Source organism: Flavicella sp., from assembly GCF_037132785.1.
Classification (GTDB): Bacteria; Bacteroidota; Bacteroidia; order Flavobacteriales; family Flavobacteriaceae; genus Flavicella.
This window is the reverse complement of record NZ_JBAHZZ010000101.1, coordinates 1-21,017: the sequence shown is the minus strand read 5'-3', so window position 1 is coordinate 21,017 and position 21,017 is coordinate 1. Positions and strand designations below refer to the sequence as shown.

The window sequence follows — 21,017 nt, the reverse complement described above, 5'->3', positions numbered from 1 at the left end:
TACCATTATTAATTAAAATGAATTGTTAAGTGAATTTCGAAAATAAAATAATATGGAGTATTTTAAAAATACGATCCCTTTTAAAGGGCTTTTCTTTTTAGCTTTTTTGACTTTTGAAAATCCGCTAATTCAAGCGCAGGATTACAAGATACTCAATTTTTATGCAGACAATGGACATATTCACAAGTCCAAAGAAATTGGTGTTCCCCTTATTGATTCATTGGGAATAGCTAATAATTGGGAGGTGGTGACTACTGTGGATCCTTCCTTTTTTACGCTAAAAAACTTGTTTACTTTTGATGTTGTCATTTTTAATAATACTTGTGGTAATAAAGGACGCATATTTTCAAAAGACCAGCAACGAGCATTTCAACAGTATATCAGAAATGGAGGCGGATTTGTAGGCATTCATTGTGCTGGTGCTCTTTGGAATGAAGGTGGAGAATTTCAAAAATGGTATGAAGAATTGGTGGGTACAAGGTTGGTAGATCATCCTAAAGTGCAGTCTGCAAAACTTATTATTGAAGATAACTTCCACATAAGTACCAAGCACCTACCAGATGAATGGGTACTCACCGATGAGTGGCACCGGTTTTCAGACAATCCACGAGAACGCGTAAATGTATTACTTTCTCTAGACGAAAACTCTTATGAGGGAGATAATAAGATGCATGGAGATCACCCTTTTACTTGGTGTCAATACATAGATGGAGGTCGCTCTTTTTTTACATCTTTGGGGCATACAGTTGCAATTTATAATAATAAAAACTACCAAAAACTTTTAGAAGGTGGAATTATTTGGGCAGCAGGTGAGCCAAAAAAGAATGAGAGTATCCCCGTACAGCAAGGTTTGCTGTTAGATTTGAATGCAGATGAAGGCGTAAAACTAGAAGATGGTAATAAAGTGTCTGCTTGGGAAAATCAAGTACAGATTAATAGTGTCAAACTTTTTGTTAAGCAAGACAAAGGTAGAAAGGTGACCGGCTCTGGTCGACCAAGATTAAAATTAGGGGTTCCAAAAATTAATGGGCATAATGCCATCGTCTTTCACCGGCAGGAGTTGCTCAATCATCAAGAAGATGCCTTCGACCATTTAACTACGGGGAGCGGATATACTTGGTTTTCGGTCATGTCTGTTTATGAACAAGTACCCGGAAAACCAGGAGTGAATTCATTTTTTGGAAATCTGCGTAACTCCAATGTAGACAAACAAGGGCAATATGAAGGCTTTTGGGCTGGACTGAGTGAGAGCAATCAGTTGTGGATGGGATCTAGAAATGCGCTTGAGAAAGGATTATGGAATGAGAATAACCCACACGTGTTGAATACCCAACCCTTGGAAACATCAAAGTATTACTTGGTAATGGGAAGAATGGGTGCGGGAACTGATACCGTTAAAATTGAACTTTTTGTAAATAATGTGGTGCCAGTGGCGCAAGATATTTTTCCGGTTAACGTTGATGCGAATCCTTCTAAAATGGTGATTGGGCAGGAACGAGATGCGGCCAACCATCCAGGAGCAGAATCATTTGATGGTGAAATTGCACGGTTTTTAATTTATGAAAAACCATTGTCTGACAATGAATTTAAAAAGGTAATAGATTACTTAACAACAATATATAATATAAAATCATGAATCATTTAAGAACATTATATACATTTGTAATACTTCTATTTATAATGGGTTTTTCAAAAGCTCAATATCAAGACTCCAATTGGCCGGTACTAAAAACCTACGATCAGGAGCATACAGGTCGAATAGCGATGCCAGTTGGAGGTATTGGAACGGGAACGGTATCATTAAGTGGATACGGAGCTTTAATTGATTGGGAAATAATGAGTAGACCTGCCAAGGGCTTTAATCCCCTGTATGCAGGTGTGCAAGTGATAAATCGTACTCCTTTTTTTTCTGTTTATATAAAAGAGGAAGATAAAGAAGGTCAGGCACTGCTCTTAGAGGGGCCAGTTCCTATTAGGTTTGACGAAGGTTATTACGGATCGAAAGCGCCCAACCATGGACTGCCACGTTTTACAGAATCTACTTTTCAAACAGCGTACCCTTTTGGGCAGGTATTACTAAAAGATAAAGATTTACCTATAGAGGTAACAGTTGGTGCTTTTAATCCATTAATACCTGGTAACACTGATGACAGTAGTCTTCCGATGGCTGTATTAAGTTATAAAGTCAAAAACACCAGTGATAAGTCAATTACGATATCTTTAGCAGGTAACATTCCAAACTTTATTGGTTTCGATGGAAAGGAAGGAAAGGCTTATGAGAATATCAATACTTATAAAGAAGAAAATGGTTTAAAAGGGATCCATTATACGGCTAATAAAGAAGTGGATATAAAAAGTGCGCAATGGGGTACCTTTAGTTTAACGACCAATAGCGATGGAGAAATTTCGTATCGTACTGGTTGGAAACAGGGAGAATGGGGAAACAGTACCTTGGATTTTTGGGACGACTATACGGATGATGGGCTTTTGGAAGAAAGAATTTCTAAGCAAAAAAGTAATATGGGATCTTTAGCAATAAAAACGACCTTGGCTCCAAATGAAGAGAAAGATATTCGTTTTTTTATTACTTGGAATTTTCCGAATCGCCTAGATTTTCAACATAAAGAAAATGTGGGGAATTACTATGCTACCCAATACAAAGATTCATGGGAAGTAGCTCAGAAAAACATTGCTAGAATTCCTGAATTGGAAAACAAAACACAGACGTTTGTCAATGCTTTTATCAATAGTGATATTCCAGCCGTTATTAAGGAAGCAGCACTGTTTAATTTGGCTCATTTTCGAACACAACTTGTCTTTAAAACTAAATCAGGTTATTATTTAGGTTGGGAAGGTATTAAAGACAACGATGGAAGTGGCTCTGGTTCTTGCACACACGTGTGGAATTATGAACAGACGATTCCTTTCTTATTTGGTGACGTAGCAAAAAATATGCGTGAAGTGGAGTTTGGTTATGCTACCAATGATGAGGGACTGATGAGCTACCGTATTCATTTGCCATTGGAAACAAAAGCTACGAGTTTTGGCTTAGCAGCGGCAGACGGACAAATGGGCTGTATTATGAAGTACTATCGAGAATGGCAGCTTTCTGGTGATGATGAATTTCTGAAAAAGAACTGGCCAATGGTAAAAAAAGCTTTGGAATTCTGTTGGATTCCAAACGGTTGGGATCCTGACAAAGATGGGGTAATGGAAGGAAGTCAGCATAATACAATGGATGTGGAGTATTATGGACCTAACCCACAAATGGGCTTTTGGTACCTTGGAGCTTTGCGAGCAACAGAAGAAATGGCAAACTACCTTGGAGAAAAATATTTTGCTAATACTTGTAGAGGTTTATACGAAAATGGCTCTGTTTGGATGGATGAAAACCTGTTTAATGGTGAATATTATATACAAGAAATAGTACCACCAATGCACCTCGATAGTATTGCCAAAGGCCTTATTCGTGTCAAAAGACGATTGATTGCCGATGATCCTCAATATCAACTTGGAGAAGGTGTATTGGTCGATCAGCTAGTAGGTCAGGTGATGGCGCATATTCTAGATTTGGGCTATCTGGCAGACAAAGAGAACATAGTAAAAACCAACAAAGCTATTCTAAAATATAACTATCGTGAAAACCTGATGAAACACCCTAATTTTATGCGTTCTTATGCTTATGGTAATGAATCAGCCTTACTGATGGCAGATTATCCAGAAGAAAGACCCAAGCAGCCGTTTCCTTATTTTACAGAGGTAATGACGGGTTTTGAGCATGCCGCAGCCGTGGCTATGTTATATGAAGGTCAGGTAGACGAAGGTGTAAAAACCATTCAGGATATCCGCAATCGTTACGATGGTAAAAAGCGTAACCCTTTTAATGAAGCAGAATACGGACACCATTACGCCCGAAGTATGATGGCATGGGCAGGCGTTTTGGCAACTACTGGATTCCATTTTTCTGCTGTTGAAAAGCGCATGACGTTTACTTCTGATCCAGGTAACTATTTTTGGAGTAATGGCTACTCTTGGGGAACCTGCGAGGTAAAAGAAAGAGAAGCCATTTTAACAGTGCTTTATGGCCAAATACAATTGGATACATTTTCGCTGGAAGGTCAGGGTAAAAAGAAACTGAATGGTGAAATCATTCTTGTTAATGAAAGTTTGACGGTTAAATTATAAATATGAGAAATTTTATACTAAAACCTATCTTAATTACATTAGTAATTGTAACAATAAGTTGTGAGCAAGAAAAAACCAATATATTAATCATTGGAGATTCTATTTCGATTGGTTACACACCTTTTGTTCAAGAAAATCTAATAGACGTTGCAAATATTTTCCATAATCCAGGGAATGCTCAACATACAGGGAAAGGACTTGACAGTATCGAAACGTGGATAGGAGATAATGAATGGGATATCATTCAGTTTAATTGGGGTTTGTGGGATTTATGTTACAGACATCCAGATTCTAAAGAACAAGGAAAAAGAGATAAGATTAACGGAAAAATTACATTTAATGCTGATGATTACGGAAATAATCTTGATGCAATCGTTAAGTTAATTCGAAAAAAATCTAATGCTGAATTAATATTTGTTACAACGTCATATGTTCCAAATCGAGAGGCAGGAAGATTTGTGGATGATGCAATAAAGTATAATGAAATTGCCCAAAGGGTAATGGAATCAAATCATGTGAAAATCAATGATATTTATGAAACATCAAAAGAGATACACTTTGATTATGGAAAAGGCGATAATGATGTTCATTATAAAAAGGAAGGTTATAAGTTATTAGGAAAGAAAATTGTAAATTTTCTAAAACATGAAATTAAATAGTTCACGAATTAATATTTGCCAAGAAAAGCTAATGAACTAAATTAAACTAAATATGATTAGAGTTAATTTTTATTTACTTCTTGTTGTTATTTTGCTTGTTTCCTGTTTTTCAGGAGAAAAAAACACGAAGGATAAACCCAATTTTGCGGTGATTTTAGTCGACGATATCGGATATGGAGACATTGGTTCGTTTGGATCAACAATTAATAAAACACCACATTTAGATTGCATGGCAACAGAGGGGATGAAGCTTACTTCATTTTATGTTGCAGCTCCTGTTTGCACACCATCTAGAGCTGCGTTGATGACAGGTTGCTGTCCAAAACGAAACAATATGGCTGCAGGTGTATTTCTTGCTGGAGATAGTAGGGGGCTTGATCCTGATGAAATCACCATTGCCGAAGTGCTTAAAAAAAAATGCTATGCCACTGGAATTATGGGTAAATGGTACTTAGGTGATCAACCAGAGTTTTTACCAACCAAACAAGGTTTTGATGAGTTTTTTGGATTGCCTTATAGTCACGATATTCACCCCAGGCATCAGAACAACAAAAAACACAACTTCCCAGATCTGCCCTTACTGGAAGGTAAAGAAGTCATAGAAATAAACCCTGATATGAATTGCCTAACTCAAAGAATCACCGATAGGGAGGTCGATTTTATAAAGAAAAATAAAGATAAGCCTTTTTTGTATTTTCCATATCCTCTCCCACATAGACCTGTGTATGCCTCTCCTGAAATGATGGAGCAAGCTACAGGTTCCATAAAATCTGTGCGTTCCGGAAAATGGAAGTTGCACGCTAATGGAGAACTCTTCAACTTAGAGGAGGATATTGGTGAAAAAATGAATGTTGCCAATCAAAATTTCGAAGTGGTCAGACGACTGGAAAAATATTTGGAAGAATGTAATGCTGATTTAGATAATATTGATAACTGTCGTGCTTCTGGAAAGAACACAAATCCTCAATACTTAGTACTATAGGAAGAATCAAATTCAAACAAAAAGTAAAATAAAACAATTAGTATTTATTTTTTTGTCATTATTAGTGGTGCATGACAATCCAAAAAAAAGGAAAACTAAAGAATCGTTTATTAATTAAACTTTTTACGAATTAAAAATAAAAGTTATAGCGACTTAGAATGATGTAAATATATTTATATCCAACCAAAACAGAAAAATTAAGATCCAATATGAAACAATTTAAAGAAAACATAGTGAATTATTTAAGAAAAAAAACTTCTATTTTACTAATGTTCATAGGGCTTGTCGCTTATAGTCAAAATGAGATAAAAGGCGAGTTTCAGGAATTGAATAGCATTCCAGAATCGATTGTTATGGATTTATCAGTTTCAAAAGGAATTATTATTTTGAATAAGCAGCAACTAGTTCCTGATACCAATGGTATTATTGCAGAAATAGAATTAAAACTTCCTGAATTTAAACAAGGTGTATATTATCGACCTTTTTCAGAAAAACTAGCCGCTGGTAATCGTGTTGAGCCTATTTGGTTTGAGCAGATAGCACAATTGGATACCTATGTTCAAAAGAAACCAAGGATGGACGACTTTATGAACTTGGGCGTTTTTATGATGCTCAAAAAAGAAAACGGTCAATATTTGGCACTGCTGCCTCTGGTCTCAAATCGCATAGGTAATTCGTTTAGTATTCGCAACAAGGGTGTTTATTTAACAATGGCAACTTATGGCACAAGAACTGAGAATATTTCTGCGCCCCTAATTAGTTATGCTCAATCAGATAATCCTTATGAAGCAGCAAGGGAGGCATGGGAACTTGCTATGAAAGCAGAAGAGATAAAAGATAATATCAATTGGAGAGAAAATAAAAAGTATCCCGAACCGTATAAGTATTTGGGATGGTGCTCCTGGGAACACTATAAGAAAAATATCAGTGAAGAAATCATTTTGGATGCAATAAGAGAGGTAAAGTCTAGTGATATTCCTTTCCGTTGGGTATTAATTGACGATGGTTATTTAGATGTAAAGAAAAGTCAATTGATGTCTTTTGGTGTTGATAAAAAGAAATTTCCGAATGGATGGGAACCCATCATCAGCCAAAAAGATGAAAAATTAAAATGGATGGGAATATGGCGTAATTTTAATGGTTATTGGGGTGGGATTTCTCCTGACCATACGATGTCAAATTTGCAGAAACATTTGGTGATGCGAAATGAAAATAACAAGAACCAACGTTATATGCCCAAAATTACATTTGATGCAGCCTATGCCTTTTACAACGAAATGACAGCCATTACCAAGGCAAATGGGTTTGATATGATTAAGGTTGATTTTCAGTCAGATAATTTTCGTTACAATACAGGTTCTGAAAATGCCATTCTTGGTGTTCACTATAACAACACGGCATTAGAAGAAAATTGTAAGAGCAAAGAACTTTACTTGCTGAATTGTATAGCGCAACAAAACTTTAACGTATTTAATCATAAATACAGTGCTTTAATTCGGGGAAGCATAGATTATAAAACCACAAGAGACCGACTAGATCTTACCCTTGTACAAAACTTTGCAAATGCCTTTTGGTTAGGGCATACACATTGGTTAGATCAGGATATGTTTTTTGCTAATTATAAAGAAACAGCCCGATTAATGGCCGTTTCCCGAGCAGTTTCTGGTGGACCGATATATTTATCGGATGAACCCCAAAATATTGAAGATACGGTTTTAAAACCTTTAACGTATGCGGATGGACGTATATTGGGGACTTTAGCACCTGGAGTTCCTTTGCCGGAGAGTTTGATGCAAGACCCTTATTTTTCGGGTAAAGCATTTAGAGTTATCGCGCCTCTTCAAAATAATTCGGCAACTATTTTGGCTGTAAATTTAAACCAAGATGATCAAGATGTGACCGCTATTGTTTCGTTAAAAGATTATTCTTTTGCAGGAGGTATGATTCAACCTTATGAAGGACTTTGGACTATTCCAAAAGAGGGCATTTTATTGTATGATCATTATGCAGGTTCAGCAAGTATCCTTAAAGAGGATCATCAATTTGAGTTGGGTTCAAGAAAGGAACGACTTTTTCAGTTAAGTCCGATACAAAACGGATGGTCAATTATTGGAAGGTCTGATAAATATTTATCTGCTGCGGGATTTAAATTACTTGAAATCGATCAAAAAATAATAAAAATTAGAATGATAGAAGATGGACCATTATTGTTATGGTCTATTACTAAAAAACCATTATCTGATAATTTTATTTTCACAAAACTTCAAGGAGGTTTGTGGCGTGGTGAATTAATTAAATCAAACAACAATAAAGAATATATCATTGTTTCTGAATTGAATTGAAACGGAATAAACACGAAATCATTTTTTTTCCTAGAGTACATGGGTTGATTTTTGTGAAAATAAAATAATAAATAATTAACTAAAAGTGATATAAAAATGAATTCAAAAAGTAAAGAAATTTTATCCTTGATAGGAATGCTTCTAATATCCTTATTTTTGATCAGTGCATGTGATTCAAAAGAAAAATCAAAAAAAGAGAAAGAAGCTACAGTATTTGATTCCGTGAGGTTCTCATATACACAAGTGTCTGGAATTGGACTAGACTCAATATCCAATAGGCGAGATCCTAGCGATATTATTAAAGTAGGAGGTAAATACTATATTTGGTATACAAAAATGGTAAGTCCTATAACATCGGGTTATTGGGGTGATATTTGGTATGCCACCTCTGTTGATGAAGGGCATACATGGGTAGAGCAAGGTATGGCTCTAGCTGTAGGGAAAAAGGGTGAGTTTGACAACCACTCAGTGTTTACACCTAATATTTTGGCATTTAAAGGGAAATATTATTTGTATTATACTGGAGTAAAACCTACGCCAGGAAATTTAAAAGGAGAATTTGAGGGGAATCATACAACAGATATAACCGCTATTGGCCTTGCCATTGCAGATAGTCCTGATGGTCCGTTTGTTAGAATAGCAAATAATCCGGTTTTGGAAATCAGTCAGATTTCGGAAGATTTTGATAGTTACCGAATTGATGATGCGGCCTTGTTAGTAAAGGACAGTAGAATATTAATGTACTATAAGGGACGTTCTATTATTCATGGTAAAAATGGACCTAAACTTACAAAAATGAATGTTGCATATGCCGACAATCCTGAAGGTCCTTTCAATAAACATCCCAAACCTTTAATTGAAAAAGGCCATGAAGTATTGATATGGAGTCAAAACAATGGAATTGCATCATTGGCATCGCTAAGTAAATCTATTCATTGGTCTAAAGACGGTGTCAATTTTTCTCCAACTCAGGAAAATATAAAAGATATCCCAATGGCTCCAGGTTTATATCGTCCACATTTGGAAGATGGAAATAAAGTTAATGAAATTCCAGGTTGGGGTATTGGAATGGTACAAAGAAAAGGCGTGGCATATCTTGTTCGCTTTGAAATGAATAAATAAGGGATGTTATGAAAAATATTGTGTGTGTTTTACTGATTGCTTTTGCTTGTGTACAAGCACATGCACAGTTACTTTTAAGGTATGATAAACCTGCTAGCAAGTTTACGGCAGAACAAAGGGCAAGTTATAATAAGTTAGGATATATGCAAGAAGCCTTACCGTTAGGTAATGGACGTTTAGGAGCCATGTTTTCTGGAGGGATTGAACAAGAACACCTGTTGATTAATGATATTACCTTATGGATGAACAGCAAACGTGGACTTGATAAAGTGGCACAATCTGGAGTAAAGATAGGCGGTGCCAAAAATTTTGATAAAGTAAGAGCGGCATATCAACAAGGTAATTATGGCACTTCAGAAAACAGCATGGAGGCTACTTCTACCAAATATTTAAGTAGTACCCAACCTTTGGGAAATTATGCTCCTTTTACAGACCTGTATATTTCTACAAATCATGATAGTGTAGCAGTAAATAGTTACAGTAGAACTTTAGATGCGCATTCTGGAATAGGCACTGTTAACTATACTATTGGTGATGCCCATTTTGGTAGAGAATATTTTTGTAGCTATCCAAACGATGTTGTGGTTGTGAGATATAAAGCGCAAAACTCTAAAATGAACCTTACAATTAATGCAAGCACCTTACATAAAGTGACTAGCGTAAACGCTGAGGGGAATTATATTGTGTTGAACGGAGAAGTTTCAATGGTGAAGGACTCTATAGAGTTTCAACAATTGATTTACATCGATGCAGGAAAGGGAACGTTGCTGCCACAAGAAGATGGATCTATGCAGGTTGTAGGGGCAACAGATGTCACCATTTATCTTGCTGCGTATTCAGATTACCTACCCGTTTATCCCTCATTTAAAGGTCGAGATTATAAGACTGACACCAAAAAAACGATCGATGCAGCTGTTAAATTGGGCTATGAAAACCTAAAAAAGACACATAAAAATGACGTCTCTGCTTTAATGGATCGCTGCCAGTTGAAACTAGAATATACCCCTTCTGGATTAACAACGGATAAGTTGGTGAAAAGAGGGGCTAGTTTGGAATTAGAGAACCTCTATTTTAATTATGCTAGGTATTTGCAATTGAGTTGCTCACGGTCTGCTCCGGTTCCTTCAAACTTGCAAGGACTTTGGAATGGACACATAAAACCAGCATGGAATAGTGATTATCATAACGACATCAATTTGGTAATGAACTACTGGATGGTGGAAACAGCAAATCTTCCTGGTTCTTTTTCTCCATATGTAGAGTGGCTAAAAATTATTGCTGAATCAGGTAAATATTCCGCACATGAAGCTTTTGGAATTCAGAAAGGTTGGAGTGCAGGACTTAATGGAAATGTGTTTGGGTTTACTGCACCAAATGTTCATGGCAGGCGTATGCAACAATCAGGAGCTTGGCTTTCTCAAAATCTTTTTGAGCATTATGCTTTTAATCAAGACAAGACTTATCTTGAAGAAATTTATCCAATTTTAAAAGGTGCAGCAGAGTTTTATGTAGAATTCCTTGCCCCATGGAAAGACGGTACACTAGTAGTATATCCTACTTGGTCTCCAGAGAACGTTTATTTGAAAAAAGAACATGGCAAATTGAACAAGCAAGCTTATGGTGCTTCATGGGATCAACAATTGGTTCTTAATTTATTTACAGATTGTATTGAAGCGTCCACAGTATTAGAACGTGATAAGGAGTTTCGACAAACTTTGCAAGAAATCATTCCTAAACTGTCCCCACAAAAAATAGGACAATACGGCCAAGTACAAGAATGGCCGGAAGACTGGGATAACCCAACAGACCATCACCGTCATATTTCACATTTAATTGCTTTGCACCCTGGACGTGACTTTTCGCCATTAACAACCAAAGAAATTGTATATGCTGTACTGGTAACAATGAAACATCGTGGAGATATTTCTACAGGATGGAGTACAGCATGGAAAACTAACTTTTGGGCAAGATTGCATAATGGCGATAAAGCGCATCAGTTTTATCAATTTTTAACATCCAAACGAGCTTATCCAAATTTATTTGATTTTCATCCACCTTTTCAGATTGACGGGAATTTTGGAGGTACTGCAGGTGTTTGTGAAATGCTTTTACAGAGTCATTTGCGAAGTGTAAATGCCAATGCAAAAACGGTTGAAAATGCTGCATTTGTTGCTTACCAAAAGGATACTGAAAATGAAAACCAATTTTTGCCAGTAGTACCAAATAAAAACTTTGCAAATACTCCATATATTCTACATTTGTTACCAGCATTACCCTCTGCATGGCCAAAAGGTAAGGTTACGGGGCTTCGTGCACGTGGTGGTTTTGAAGTAGACCTAATTTGGGATAATGGAAAATTAGTAGTAGCAACTATTCGAGCAAAAAAAGGAGGTGAATTCAGAATCTATTCCAACGGAATTCTTAGTAAAGAAATGTCTTTGGATAAAGGTAAATTGATGATCTGGAAAGATAATTGATTTTCAAACTGATAAATGAAGAATAAAAAACTCTAGAAGTTTGATATATAGAGTATTGAATTATAATAAGCAATAAAACCAAATACTTTAACGAAATGATTTATCCATCAAGACATTATAAATAATGAAACTATACAGAAAACAAGAGATCTTATTTGAATAATAACTTTTAACTATTTACCATGCATAAACCTTCATTCAGAATACAGATTATCATTTCCCTACTATTGATTATCAGCAGTACAACTGCTTTTGGTCAGCAAATCAAACCAGCCAATATATTTGGTGATCATATGATTTTGCAAAGAGAAAAAGCGGTTCCTATTTGGGGAAATAGTTCGCCAAGGGAGAAAGTCACAGTAACATTTGCCGGACAGTCAAAAACTACGGAAGCCGGAGCAGATGGAAAGTGGATGATAAAGTTGGATGCTTTAGAGGCATGCTCAAAGGGTAGAGAGATGATTATATCAGGGAAAAGTGAAGTGATTTATTCTGATGTACTTGTAGGAGAAGTTTGGATATGTTCAGGTCAGTCTAATATGCAAATGGGTGTTTCAACGTCACCTGAAGTTAGAGGGTTGGTGCCTTTAGCTAAAAATATTCGCAGTTTTTATGTTGAGAGTAAAGTTGGGCTAGAGGAGCAGGATGAAGTGTCTGGGCAATGGGAAGTAACGCATCCAAAAAGTGCTGTAGCTTTCTCTTTTGCTTATTTTTTAAATAGCATTGGTGAAGTTCCAGTAGGAATTATTCAAGCATCTTGGGGGAGTTCATCTATTGAAGCCTGGATGCCTAGGTCTATGACTCAAGATTTGCCTCATTTTAATACCATTATGAAAGAGTTTGATGCAGATACGACGAGAGTGGCACGAATTAAAAAACTCATCAATAAGTCCAGTTGGACAAGCAAAGAGAATATTTACTTAAGACGTCAACCTAATATTTTATACAATGCTATGATGCATCCACTTACGCCTTTTGCTTGTAGAGGGTTGGTCTGGTATCAGGGCGAACGTAATACACGTTACTTGTCTGGATTACCTGAAGTTGATGATCGCAATTGGTTCCATCGCGTATCTGGAATGAAAGATTATGATGAGGTTCAAAAAAAATGGATACTTACCTACCGTAAGAGATGGAATAATAACGACATGCATTTTATGGTGGTTATGTTACCGGGTTACGGTAAAGGAACAGAAAACAAGAAAATTATTGATCCAGAAAGTCCCACTGAACCTTCTTGGGCTTGGATGCGTGAGTCTCAACTAGCATCATTGGAACTTCCGAATGTTTCCGTGGTGAACACAATCGATTTAGGAGATGTCAAAAACATTCATCCTACTGATAAATTACCTATTGGACAGCGAGCAGCTCTTTTAGCTGCAAAAAACACACTTAATCTAGATGTTGTCGCTATGGGGCCTACATTTAAAAAGGTTGAGATACAAAGAGGAAAAATGCATGTGTATTTTAATCATACGGATGGACTTAAAACGATAAACGGTAAAACACCTACTGGGTTTTGGATTACTGATGATTCTAGAGAGTGGGTAGTGGCAAATGCCAAAATCGACGGGGGATGTGTGATTTTGAGTTCATCAAAAATTAAAGAACCTAAATTTATTCGCTATGCTTTTGCAGGAAAACCCTCCGTTAATCTAGTCAATGAAAGTGAACTACCGGTTTACCCATTTAGAACAGATAACTGGGAGGAATAGGATGAGTTAATTTACTTGGTGACAAACGAGATGATTGAAAATGTAGTCAAATTGAAAATAAATAATATAAAAATACTTTATGAAGCAGTTTTTAAAAATTACGGGAATTCTTACAGGGATAATGATAATTTCCATTTTCACGGTAACAGCACAGCAGTCTCCACAAAAACCAAACTTCATCATCATTTTTACGGATGATCAGGGCTATCAAGACCTAGGTTGTTTTGGTTCACCAAATATAAAAACCCCTAACATAGATAAAATGGCAGCTGAGGGAATGAAGTTTACCAGTTTTTATGCGCAGACCGTTTGCGGCCCTTCTCGAGCTGCCCTAATGACTGGCTGTTATCCCTTGCGGAATGCCCGAAATGATAATGGAGCCGGACCACATCCTAAATTATCGTTGAGCGAAGTTACCATAGCTGAAGTACTGAAACCTGTAGGTTATAGAACAGCTATGATTGGTAAATGGGATTTAGCAGGACATAATCCAGAACAATTTAATCCCGATTTACTTCCCATACATCAAGGATTTGATGAATCGTTTTTTACACCATCTAGCAATGATTCCAGAGTTCATCTTCTTAGAAATAAGGAAGTTGTGGAGCTCAATGCAGATATGTCAACCCTTACACGTAGATATACCGACGAGGCTATTGACTTTATTGAAAAGAGTCAAGAAAGTCCATTCTTTCTTTATTTGGCGCATACGATGCCGCATACCAAATTGGCTGTTTCCGATGAATTTAAAGGGAAATCGGAAGGCGGATTCTATGGTGATGTTATTGAAGAAATAGATTTTAACGTAGGTCGTATTATGAAAACTTTAAAAGAAAAAGGACTGGATGATAATACCTATGTAATTTTTACCAGCGATAACGGTCCTTGGTGGATTAAGGGTGATCATGGTGGGAATGCCGAACCTCTTAGAGGAGCAAAGACTTCGACTTGGGAAGGTGGTTTCCGTGTTCCGTTTATTATCAGGGCTCCAGGGAAAGTTCCGGCTGGAACGGATTCGAACCAAGTAACTGCCACGATCGATTTGCTGCCGACGATTGCTAAAATTTCGGGAGCTGCATTGCCTAAAGACAGGGTGATTGATGGCTTAGATATTTCTGAGATCATTAACGGGAATTCAACGACTTTGGATCGTCCGTATTTTTATTACCAACACACTGAATTACGTGCAGTAAGAAAGGGGAAATGGAAATTACACTTACCACACCAGCCAGATTCTAGGTCTATATCTTACACAAAATGGTCTAGACATAGCGCCCCCCAAGACCGAATTTTATTTACAAAACATATGTTGTACGATTTGGAAAATGATATTTCGGAAACAACTGATGTTGCTGCTGAAAACCCAAAAATTGTTACGGAACTTGTGAAACTTTTAGATTGGGCAAAAGAGGATATAGGAAATCTTGAAAAACGAGGAAAAAATGCACGTGCTCTTGGAACCGAGCCTTATTTTACTCCCAATGACCTTATTCCTGAAAAATAAAAAAAATATGATACTGAATAAAAAATGGAAGCCAATGTTAAACTTCATCATTAAATTAAAGTTCATTTTTCTACTTTTTTGTTGCTGTAACTCCTTAAACTTGTATGCGCAAGATAAACCCAACATCATTTTAATTCTTGCCGATGATTTAGGGTACAGTGATTTAAGTTGTTATGGTTCAAAGACCGTAAAAACCCCAAACCTTGATTTACTTGCAAAAAATGGATTGCGTTTTACAAACTACCGTACAGGTGCATCTATTTGTTCACCTTCCAGAGCCGCTCTTTTAACGGGGGCATATCCACAACGAACAGGATTGTATCTTGGCATAAATCCAAAGCGAGAAGCACACTGGTTTTTAGGATTAAACCCAGATGAAGTTACCATTGCAGAACAATGTAAGAAGGTAGGATATGCTACTTTTATGGTTGGTAAATGGCATTTGGGATCAGAAGAAAAATTTTCTTGTTTAAATCAGGGTTTTGACGATTACTATGGGATGCCTTGCAATTATAACCACAGCAAAAAATTCTACGATGGAAAAAAGGTGATTTATGAGGAGACTCCGCTTGAAAAACTTACGGAGTTGTACACAAAGCGGATCAGCACTTTTATTGAAGAGAGTTCCAACAAACCATTCTTTTTGTATTATTCACACAATTACCCTCATACGCCATACAAAGCAGGGGGGGAATTCGTAGGTGCTTCTGGCGATGGAGTCCGGGGAGATGTAATTCAAGAGTTCGATTGGAGTATAGGTGAAATTATAAAATCGCTCGAAAAGGCAGATAAATTATCAAATACCATACTAATTTTTACTTCAGACAATGGGCCTGTTAAAAACAAGTATGCAGATCCATATCGCGGAACCAAATTTGTTTCACTCGAAGGAGGGCATCGGGTTCCTTTTATAATTTCATGGAACCAAGTTAATGCTGTTTTAAACACCCCAATATATGCTATGGATGTTTTCCCAACACTCTCTAAAATCATAGGGGCAAAAATTCCGAAAGACAGAACGTATGATGGAAAAAGTATGCTGCCGATTTTTAAAGGAGATCACTCTTTGATCGATAACGACACTCCTTATTATTACTATAACTGTGAAAATTTACAGGCTGTATCCTATAAGAATTGGAAATTACATCTGCCTCGGTCTATAGAACAAATTCCTTTTTGGGATAAAAGCAAAACGGAATTTATTGACATCCATCAACCGGTTTTATATAACCTTTCCAATGATATTTCAGAAACGTTGGATGTGTCAAAAGAACACCCCGAAATGGTTGAAAAATTATTAAAAATAGCAGATGATGCGCGTGAAGAATTGGGAGAGTATATGCAAAGGGGAAGTGGTCAACGACCAACCGGAACTTTATTTCCCGATGCACCGGTTATTAGCCATCCAAGAGACTGGGAAAAATTACCTGAAAGTGTTAAAAAAATAACAATAAGAAAATGAAACTTACTACAGCATTAATATCTAAATTCATTGTCAGTTTTCTACTGCTGTGTTCCAGTAGCACAGTACAGTTACGGGCTCAAAACAAACCAAATATCCTGTTTATTTGTACCGATCAGCAGCATCCCGCAATTTCCGGATTTCGTGGAAATTCGGTGGTAAAAACACCAAACCTCGATGCATTAGCGGCGGCCGGAATGTATTTCACACGAAACTATGTAGCATCTCCTGTCTGTGCGCCAAGTCGTGCTTCGTATATGTATGGGAAACATGTTTTTCAACTTAAAAGTTGGTATAACGGTAAGGCATGGCCGAAAGAAGAAGTTACCTGGGCGAGCAGAGTTACCAATAATGGATATTACACAGCCCATTTTGGGAAAATGGATTCTCCGGGCTTATATGGGAAACTGGGTTTTTCTGAAGAGTGGCATTCAGCAAAAAGGCCTGTAAGAGTTGTGGAGGGAGCCGATGTTCGTTTCCTACCAGAACGACCTCGCAATGCGAAAGGTCATCTTACGGTTAAGACCTTCAAAATTGAAGATTATAAAACCAAGAAATACGAGGCCGGTGGACATGGACAATATGGACGAGACCGACCCACAACTGACAGGGCATTGAGGTTCTTAAAAGAACGGAAAAATGAGGGTCAGCCATGGATGCTTCATGTTGGCTATCTTTTGCCACATTGGCCTTTAACACTTCCTCAAAAATACTACGATATGTATGCACATGTAGACATTCCAATGCCGCATGATGCTAGTTTTCCGAACAAAGATATGCATCCTGCCTTACAGCATTTTCAAAAGTGGGATGGACTTGATGTTGCTCCAGACGAAGACAAACTTAGAGATGCACTTCGGGCATATTACGGCATGGTAACTTGCCTTGATGACATGCTTGGAGAGCTCATTACTGAATTGAAAAAAAACGGAATGTATGAAAATACGTACATCATTTTCACCTCCGATCATGGCGACAATTTGGGTGAACATGGTATGATTGGAAACAAGCATACTCCAATGGAAGGTTCTGTAGTAGTGCCATTGCTAATAACCGGACCGGGTGTACAACATGGCGAGAAAGTAGATGCGCCTGTAGCTCTGGTTGATATGTATCCGACAATTATGGATATGGCAGGAATTGATTACGACAATTCGGAAATGCCGGGCAAAAATTTGCTGCCGGTTCTAGAAGGGAAGGAGGCCCCTACCGACCGCATCGTATTCTCAGAGTGGCATGGTACTGGATTCCAGGGAGCTTGGTATATGCTGGCAAACAAGAAATACAAATACATTTACTACGAACGGGAAAGACCCAGTTTGTTTGATATGGAGGCCGATCCAAAAGAACTCAACGATCTAGCGCTTGATCCATCTTATACGGTAACCTTAAAGATGTTTGAGTCTAAACTTAACAATTTACTTGATCCTATTGAAACTGCACGGGAGGCCAGAAAGCAACAGGGATTAATTACTGAGGATGGCAATGACCTGATGTTTGACAAAGTAGATGCACCAAAAACAAAAGAATAATAAAACAACAACAAAATTCAAAAACAAGATCTTGAAGTATAAACAAACAACCATAGTAAGCCTTTTCTTTTTTCTTTTCTGTTGCTTTAGTTTGAGCGCACAGAATAAACCAAATATTGTTTTAATTAATGCTGATGATCTAGGATATGGTGATTTAAGCTGCTATGGAGCAACAAAATTACAAACTCCAAATATAGACAAATTGGCAAAAGAAGGTCGAATATTTACAGATGCTCATTCTGCTTCGGCTGTTTGTACACCTTCACGATATGCTTTACTTACGGGGGAATATCCCATTCGACATGGCAAACTAAACAGTCCAGTTTTCCTTAAAAACAAACTGGTAATTGATACCCAAAAAGAAACGATAGCTTCGTTGCTTAAAAAAGCAGGGTATGCAACTGCTTGTATTGGTAAATGGCACCTTGGTTTTGGATCGACAGAACCTGTAGATTGGAATAAACCATTAACACCGGGTCCTAACGAACTCGGTTTCGATTATTATTACGGTGTGCCAGTGGTGAATAGTCACCCACCCTTTGTATATGTTGAAAACCATGATGTAGTGGGTCTAACAGAAGATGATCCCTTTGTATATGGTCAAAAAGCAAAAACTCAGGAGGTTTTTGAGAAAATGAAACTGGATGCCATCGGAGGGGCAGATAAAGCACATGAATTGTATGTTGATGAACAGGTTGGTACTCACCTAAAAGAGAAAGCGCTTAGTTGGATGAAAGGACAAAAAGACACCCCTTTCTTTCTTTATTATGCCACAACAAATATTCACCACCCTTTTACACCAGCACCACAGTTTGTTGGAACCAGTAAATCTGGATTGTATGGAGATTTTGTTCATGAGCTGGATTGGATCGTTGGTGAAGTCATGAAAACATTGGAAGAGATGGGAGTGGCAGAAAACACCCTTGTAATTTTTACCAGCGATAATGGTGGGATGTTTAACGCTACAGGTCAAAAGGCCTGGGCGCAAGGTCACAAGTTAAATGGCGATTTGTTAGGATTTAAGTTTGATGCTTGGGAGGGCGGACATCGCATTCCGTTTATTGCACATTGGCCCGCTAAAATAAAAGCAGGTGAAGTGTCTGATCAGTTGATTTGTAATGTTGATATGCTTGCCACTTTCGCAGGACTTACTGGGCAAAAACTAGAAGAAGGACAAGGACGGGATAGTAAAAATATATTAGCAGCAATTACCGGACAAACCAACGAGCAATTAAGAAGCGAACTACTTCTGACACCTCATAAAAGTACACACCTTGCCATTCGCAAAGGAAATTGGATGTATATAGAAGCACAAGGAGGTGGAGGTTTTTCTTCTGGTAAACACGGTGCTCATGCCTTTGGGGGACCCAAAGCAATATCGTTTGCTGGAGAAATAAATAGCGATATTGAAAAGGGTAAAATAAAAGAAGACGCTCCGCCGGCCCAACTTTATAACCTTGAAAAGGATCCTTCACAGACAACAAACCTTTATAATCAGTACCCTGATATTGTTAAGGAAATGGAAGAACTTCTTAAATCATATCGTGAAGAAGTAGCAGCATCTAATAAAACGAGCATAATATAAAATAATCATCTAATAATTAAAAATGGAAGAAGTAAAATACAATATAGAACGAAGATTATTGCTTGGGACACTAGGTATTATATTTAGTGTTTTTGTTTCAGCTCAAAATCTGGCAAACACCATGGATGTGACTGATCTTTACATGAAAAATGAACTCAAAGAAGCGCCACTTCAAAAAGAAATAAAAACAGTCAAAGTGACTTATTCTACGGTGACAGGCATTGGACAAGAAGAAGGAGTCACGCGCAGAGATCCTAGTGATGTCATAAAGGTTGATGATTTATATTACGTCTGGTATTCCAAAGGACCTTTGAAAACAGGATACGAGGCGACTGTTTGGTATGCAACCTCGCACAACGGGAGAAACTGGACAGAGCAGGGAATGGTCCTTGCCAAAGGAAAGCCCGGGTCATGGGAGGCAGGCAGCGTATTTACTCCTAACATTATGGTTGCAGAGGGGAAATACTGGCTTTTTTACACGGGTGTTTCCACAAATTATGGAAAAGGGTTTAATCCGGATTCAAAGATTGGAATTGCGGTATCTGACTCTCCGAATGGTCCGTGGGAGCGACTAGATACAAACCCAGCCTTATCCAATAGTATAGATCCTGAAGCATTTGACAGTCATTTAATTGATGACGCTTGTCTCGTTGTAAGAGAGGGTCAATATTGGTTCTATTATAAAGGACGTAAACTGGGAGAAAGTCCGCATTACACGAAAATGGGAGTGGCCATCTCAGATAAACCCGAAGGCCCCTATGTAAAGTACAAAGGGAACCCAGTGATTAATGGAAACCATGCCATATTGGTATGGCCTCAGACTCAAGGAGTGGCAGCCATGATCGGAACAACTGGGCCACCCGAAATAGTGCGCTCTATACTATTTTCCAAAGACGGTTTACACTTTGAAAAAACTCATGATGTTGAAAAAGGACCAGACGCAGGGGGTGGTTATCGCTCAGATAATTTTACGGATAGTGCGAATGCTGAGCGTATTGATTGGGGGTTGGAGATAGAAAGTAAAAACGGAAGCCTACCTTTCTTACATCGCTATGATGTGGGTTGGCCAAAATAATATTTAAACAACAGATATATAGATACCCAAATATCTGACACTAAGGACTGAACATAAAAAGGAATTACGAATTTACTATAGATTGAAAATATAAAGAAATGAATTTAGTATTTAGAAAATCAGCCAGATTGAGTATAGGTATAAGACCGTTGCATAATGCTCTTTTCATTTTTAGATTTCAATTTTGACTTTTTAAATCTAAAATTTATATTTTTTTTTCTTATTTTCATTAGTTATGTTAGTTATGGATCTATTTTTTGGTTCATTTTCCTTTAGTTTTTAGAATTAGTGGCAATTATCCTTGGACTTCTATATAAATTGTAACAAATAGCTTCCATCAGATTTTGAGTATGCATTTTTTCCATACCTCTGTACCT

Annotated in this window: 13 protein-coding genes; all 13 read left to right on the top strand. The window is 37.4% G+C overall.

What is annotated here, in order from left to right; translation table 11 throughout:
- Positions 1-52 precede the first annotated feature (52 nt).
- The 13 genes from V5787_RS06855 to V5787_RS06795 all read left to right on the top strand — a co-directional run bounded on the left by V5787_RS06855 (position 53) and on the right by V5787_RS06795 (position 20,640).
- Positions 53-1,636 carry a ThuA domain-containing protein gene (locus V5787_RS06855; protein WP_336892516.1) on the top strand — a complete coding sequence of 528 codons (1,584 nt, stop codon included), beginning with the start codon at positions 53-55 and terminating at the stop codon, positions 1,634-1,636.
- Positions 1,633-4,185 (top strand): GH116 family glycosyl-hydrolase, encoded by a 2,553-nt coding sequence (locus V5787_RS06850; protein ID WP_336892515.1) that lies wholly within the window; start codon positions 1,633-1,635, stop codon positions 4,183-4,185. The genes V5787_RS06855 and V5787_RS06850 overlap by 4 nt, the downstream gene beginning before the upstream one ends.
- 2 nt (positions 4,186-4,187) lie before the next feature.
- Positions 4,188-4,844: an SGNH/GDSL hydrolase family protein gene (locus tag V5787_RS06845; protein WP_336892514.1), complete on the top strand. Its 657-nt coding sequence runs from the start codon at positions 4,188-4,190 to the stop codon at positions 4,842-4,844.
- Positions 4,845-4,935: 91 nt separating this feature from the next.
- Positions 4,936-5,826, top strand: a complete 891-nt coding sequence (locus V5787_RS06840) for a sulfatase-like hydrolase/transferase (RefSeq protein ID WP_336892513.1) — start codon at positions 4,936-4,938, stop codon at positions 5,824-5,826.
- A 209-nt stretch (positions 5,827-6,035) separates the two neighbouring features.
- Positions 6,036-8,168, top strand: coding sequence for a Sip1-related alpha-galactosidase (locus V5787_RS06835; RefSeq protein WP_336892512.1), 2,133 nt, complete (start codon positions 6,036-6,038; stop codon positions 8,166-8,168).
- Positions 8,169-8,264: 96 nt separating this feature from the next.
- Positions 8,265-9,290 carry a family 43 glycosylhydrolase gene (locus V5787_RS06830; protein WP_336892511.1) on the top strand — a complete coding sequence of 342 codons (1,026 nt, stop codon included), beginning with the start codon at positions 8,265-8,267 and terminating at the stop codon, positions 9,288-9,290.
- Positions 9,291-9,298: 8 nt separating this feature from the next.
- Complete coding sequence (locus tag V5787_RS06825) at positions 9,299-11,767, top strand: glycoside hydrolase family 95 protein (protein ID WP_336892510.1); 2,469 nt, start codon at positions 9,299-9,301, stop codon at positions 11,765-11,767.
- 182 nt (positions 11,768-11,949) lie between these two features.
- A complete protein-coding gene (locus V5787_RS06820; RefSeq protein ID WP_336892509.1) occupies positions 11,950-13,482 on the top strand; it encodes a sialate O-acetylesterase in 1,533 nt (510 codons plus the stop codon).
- Between the two features lie 79 nt (positions 13,483-13,561).
- Entirely contained in the window at positions 13,562-14,986 is a 1,425-nt protein-coding gene (locus tag V5787_RS06815) for a sulfatase (RefSeq protein WP_336892508.1), read from the top strand.
- A gap of 100 nt (positions 14,987-15,086) precedes the next feature.
- On the top strand, positions 15,087-16,448 hold the full coding sequence (locus V5787_RS06810) for a sulfatase-like hydrolase/transferase (RefSeq protein WP_336892507.1): 1,362 nt from the start codon (positions 15,087-15,089) through the stop codon (positions 16,446-16,448).
- Complete coding sequence (locus V5787_RS06805; RefSeq protein WP_336892506.1) at positions 16,445-17,980, top strand: sulfatase-like hydrolase/transferase; 1,536 nt, start codon at positions 16,445-16,447, stop codon at positions 17,978-17,980. The genes V5787_RS06810 and V5787_RS06805 overlap by 4 nt, the downstream gene beginning before the upstream one ends.
- 91 nt (positions 17,981-18,071) lie before the next feature.
- The gene (locus V5787_RS06800; RefSeq protein WP_336892505.1) at positions 18,072-19,565 is read left to right on the top strand and encodes a sulfatase-like hydrolase/transferase; all 1,494 of its coding nucleotides are present in this window, start codon (positions 18,072-18,074) and stop codon (positions 19,563-19,565) included.
- Positions 19,566-19,587: 22 nt separating this feature from the next.
- Positions 19,588-20,640: a family 43 glycosylhydrolase gene (locus V5787_RS06795; RefSeq protein ID WP_336892504.1), complete on the top strand. Its 1,053-nt coding sequence runs from the start codon at positions 19,588-19,590 to the stop codon at positions 20,638-20,640.
- Positions 20,641-21,017: the final 377 nt, after the last annotated feature.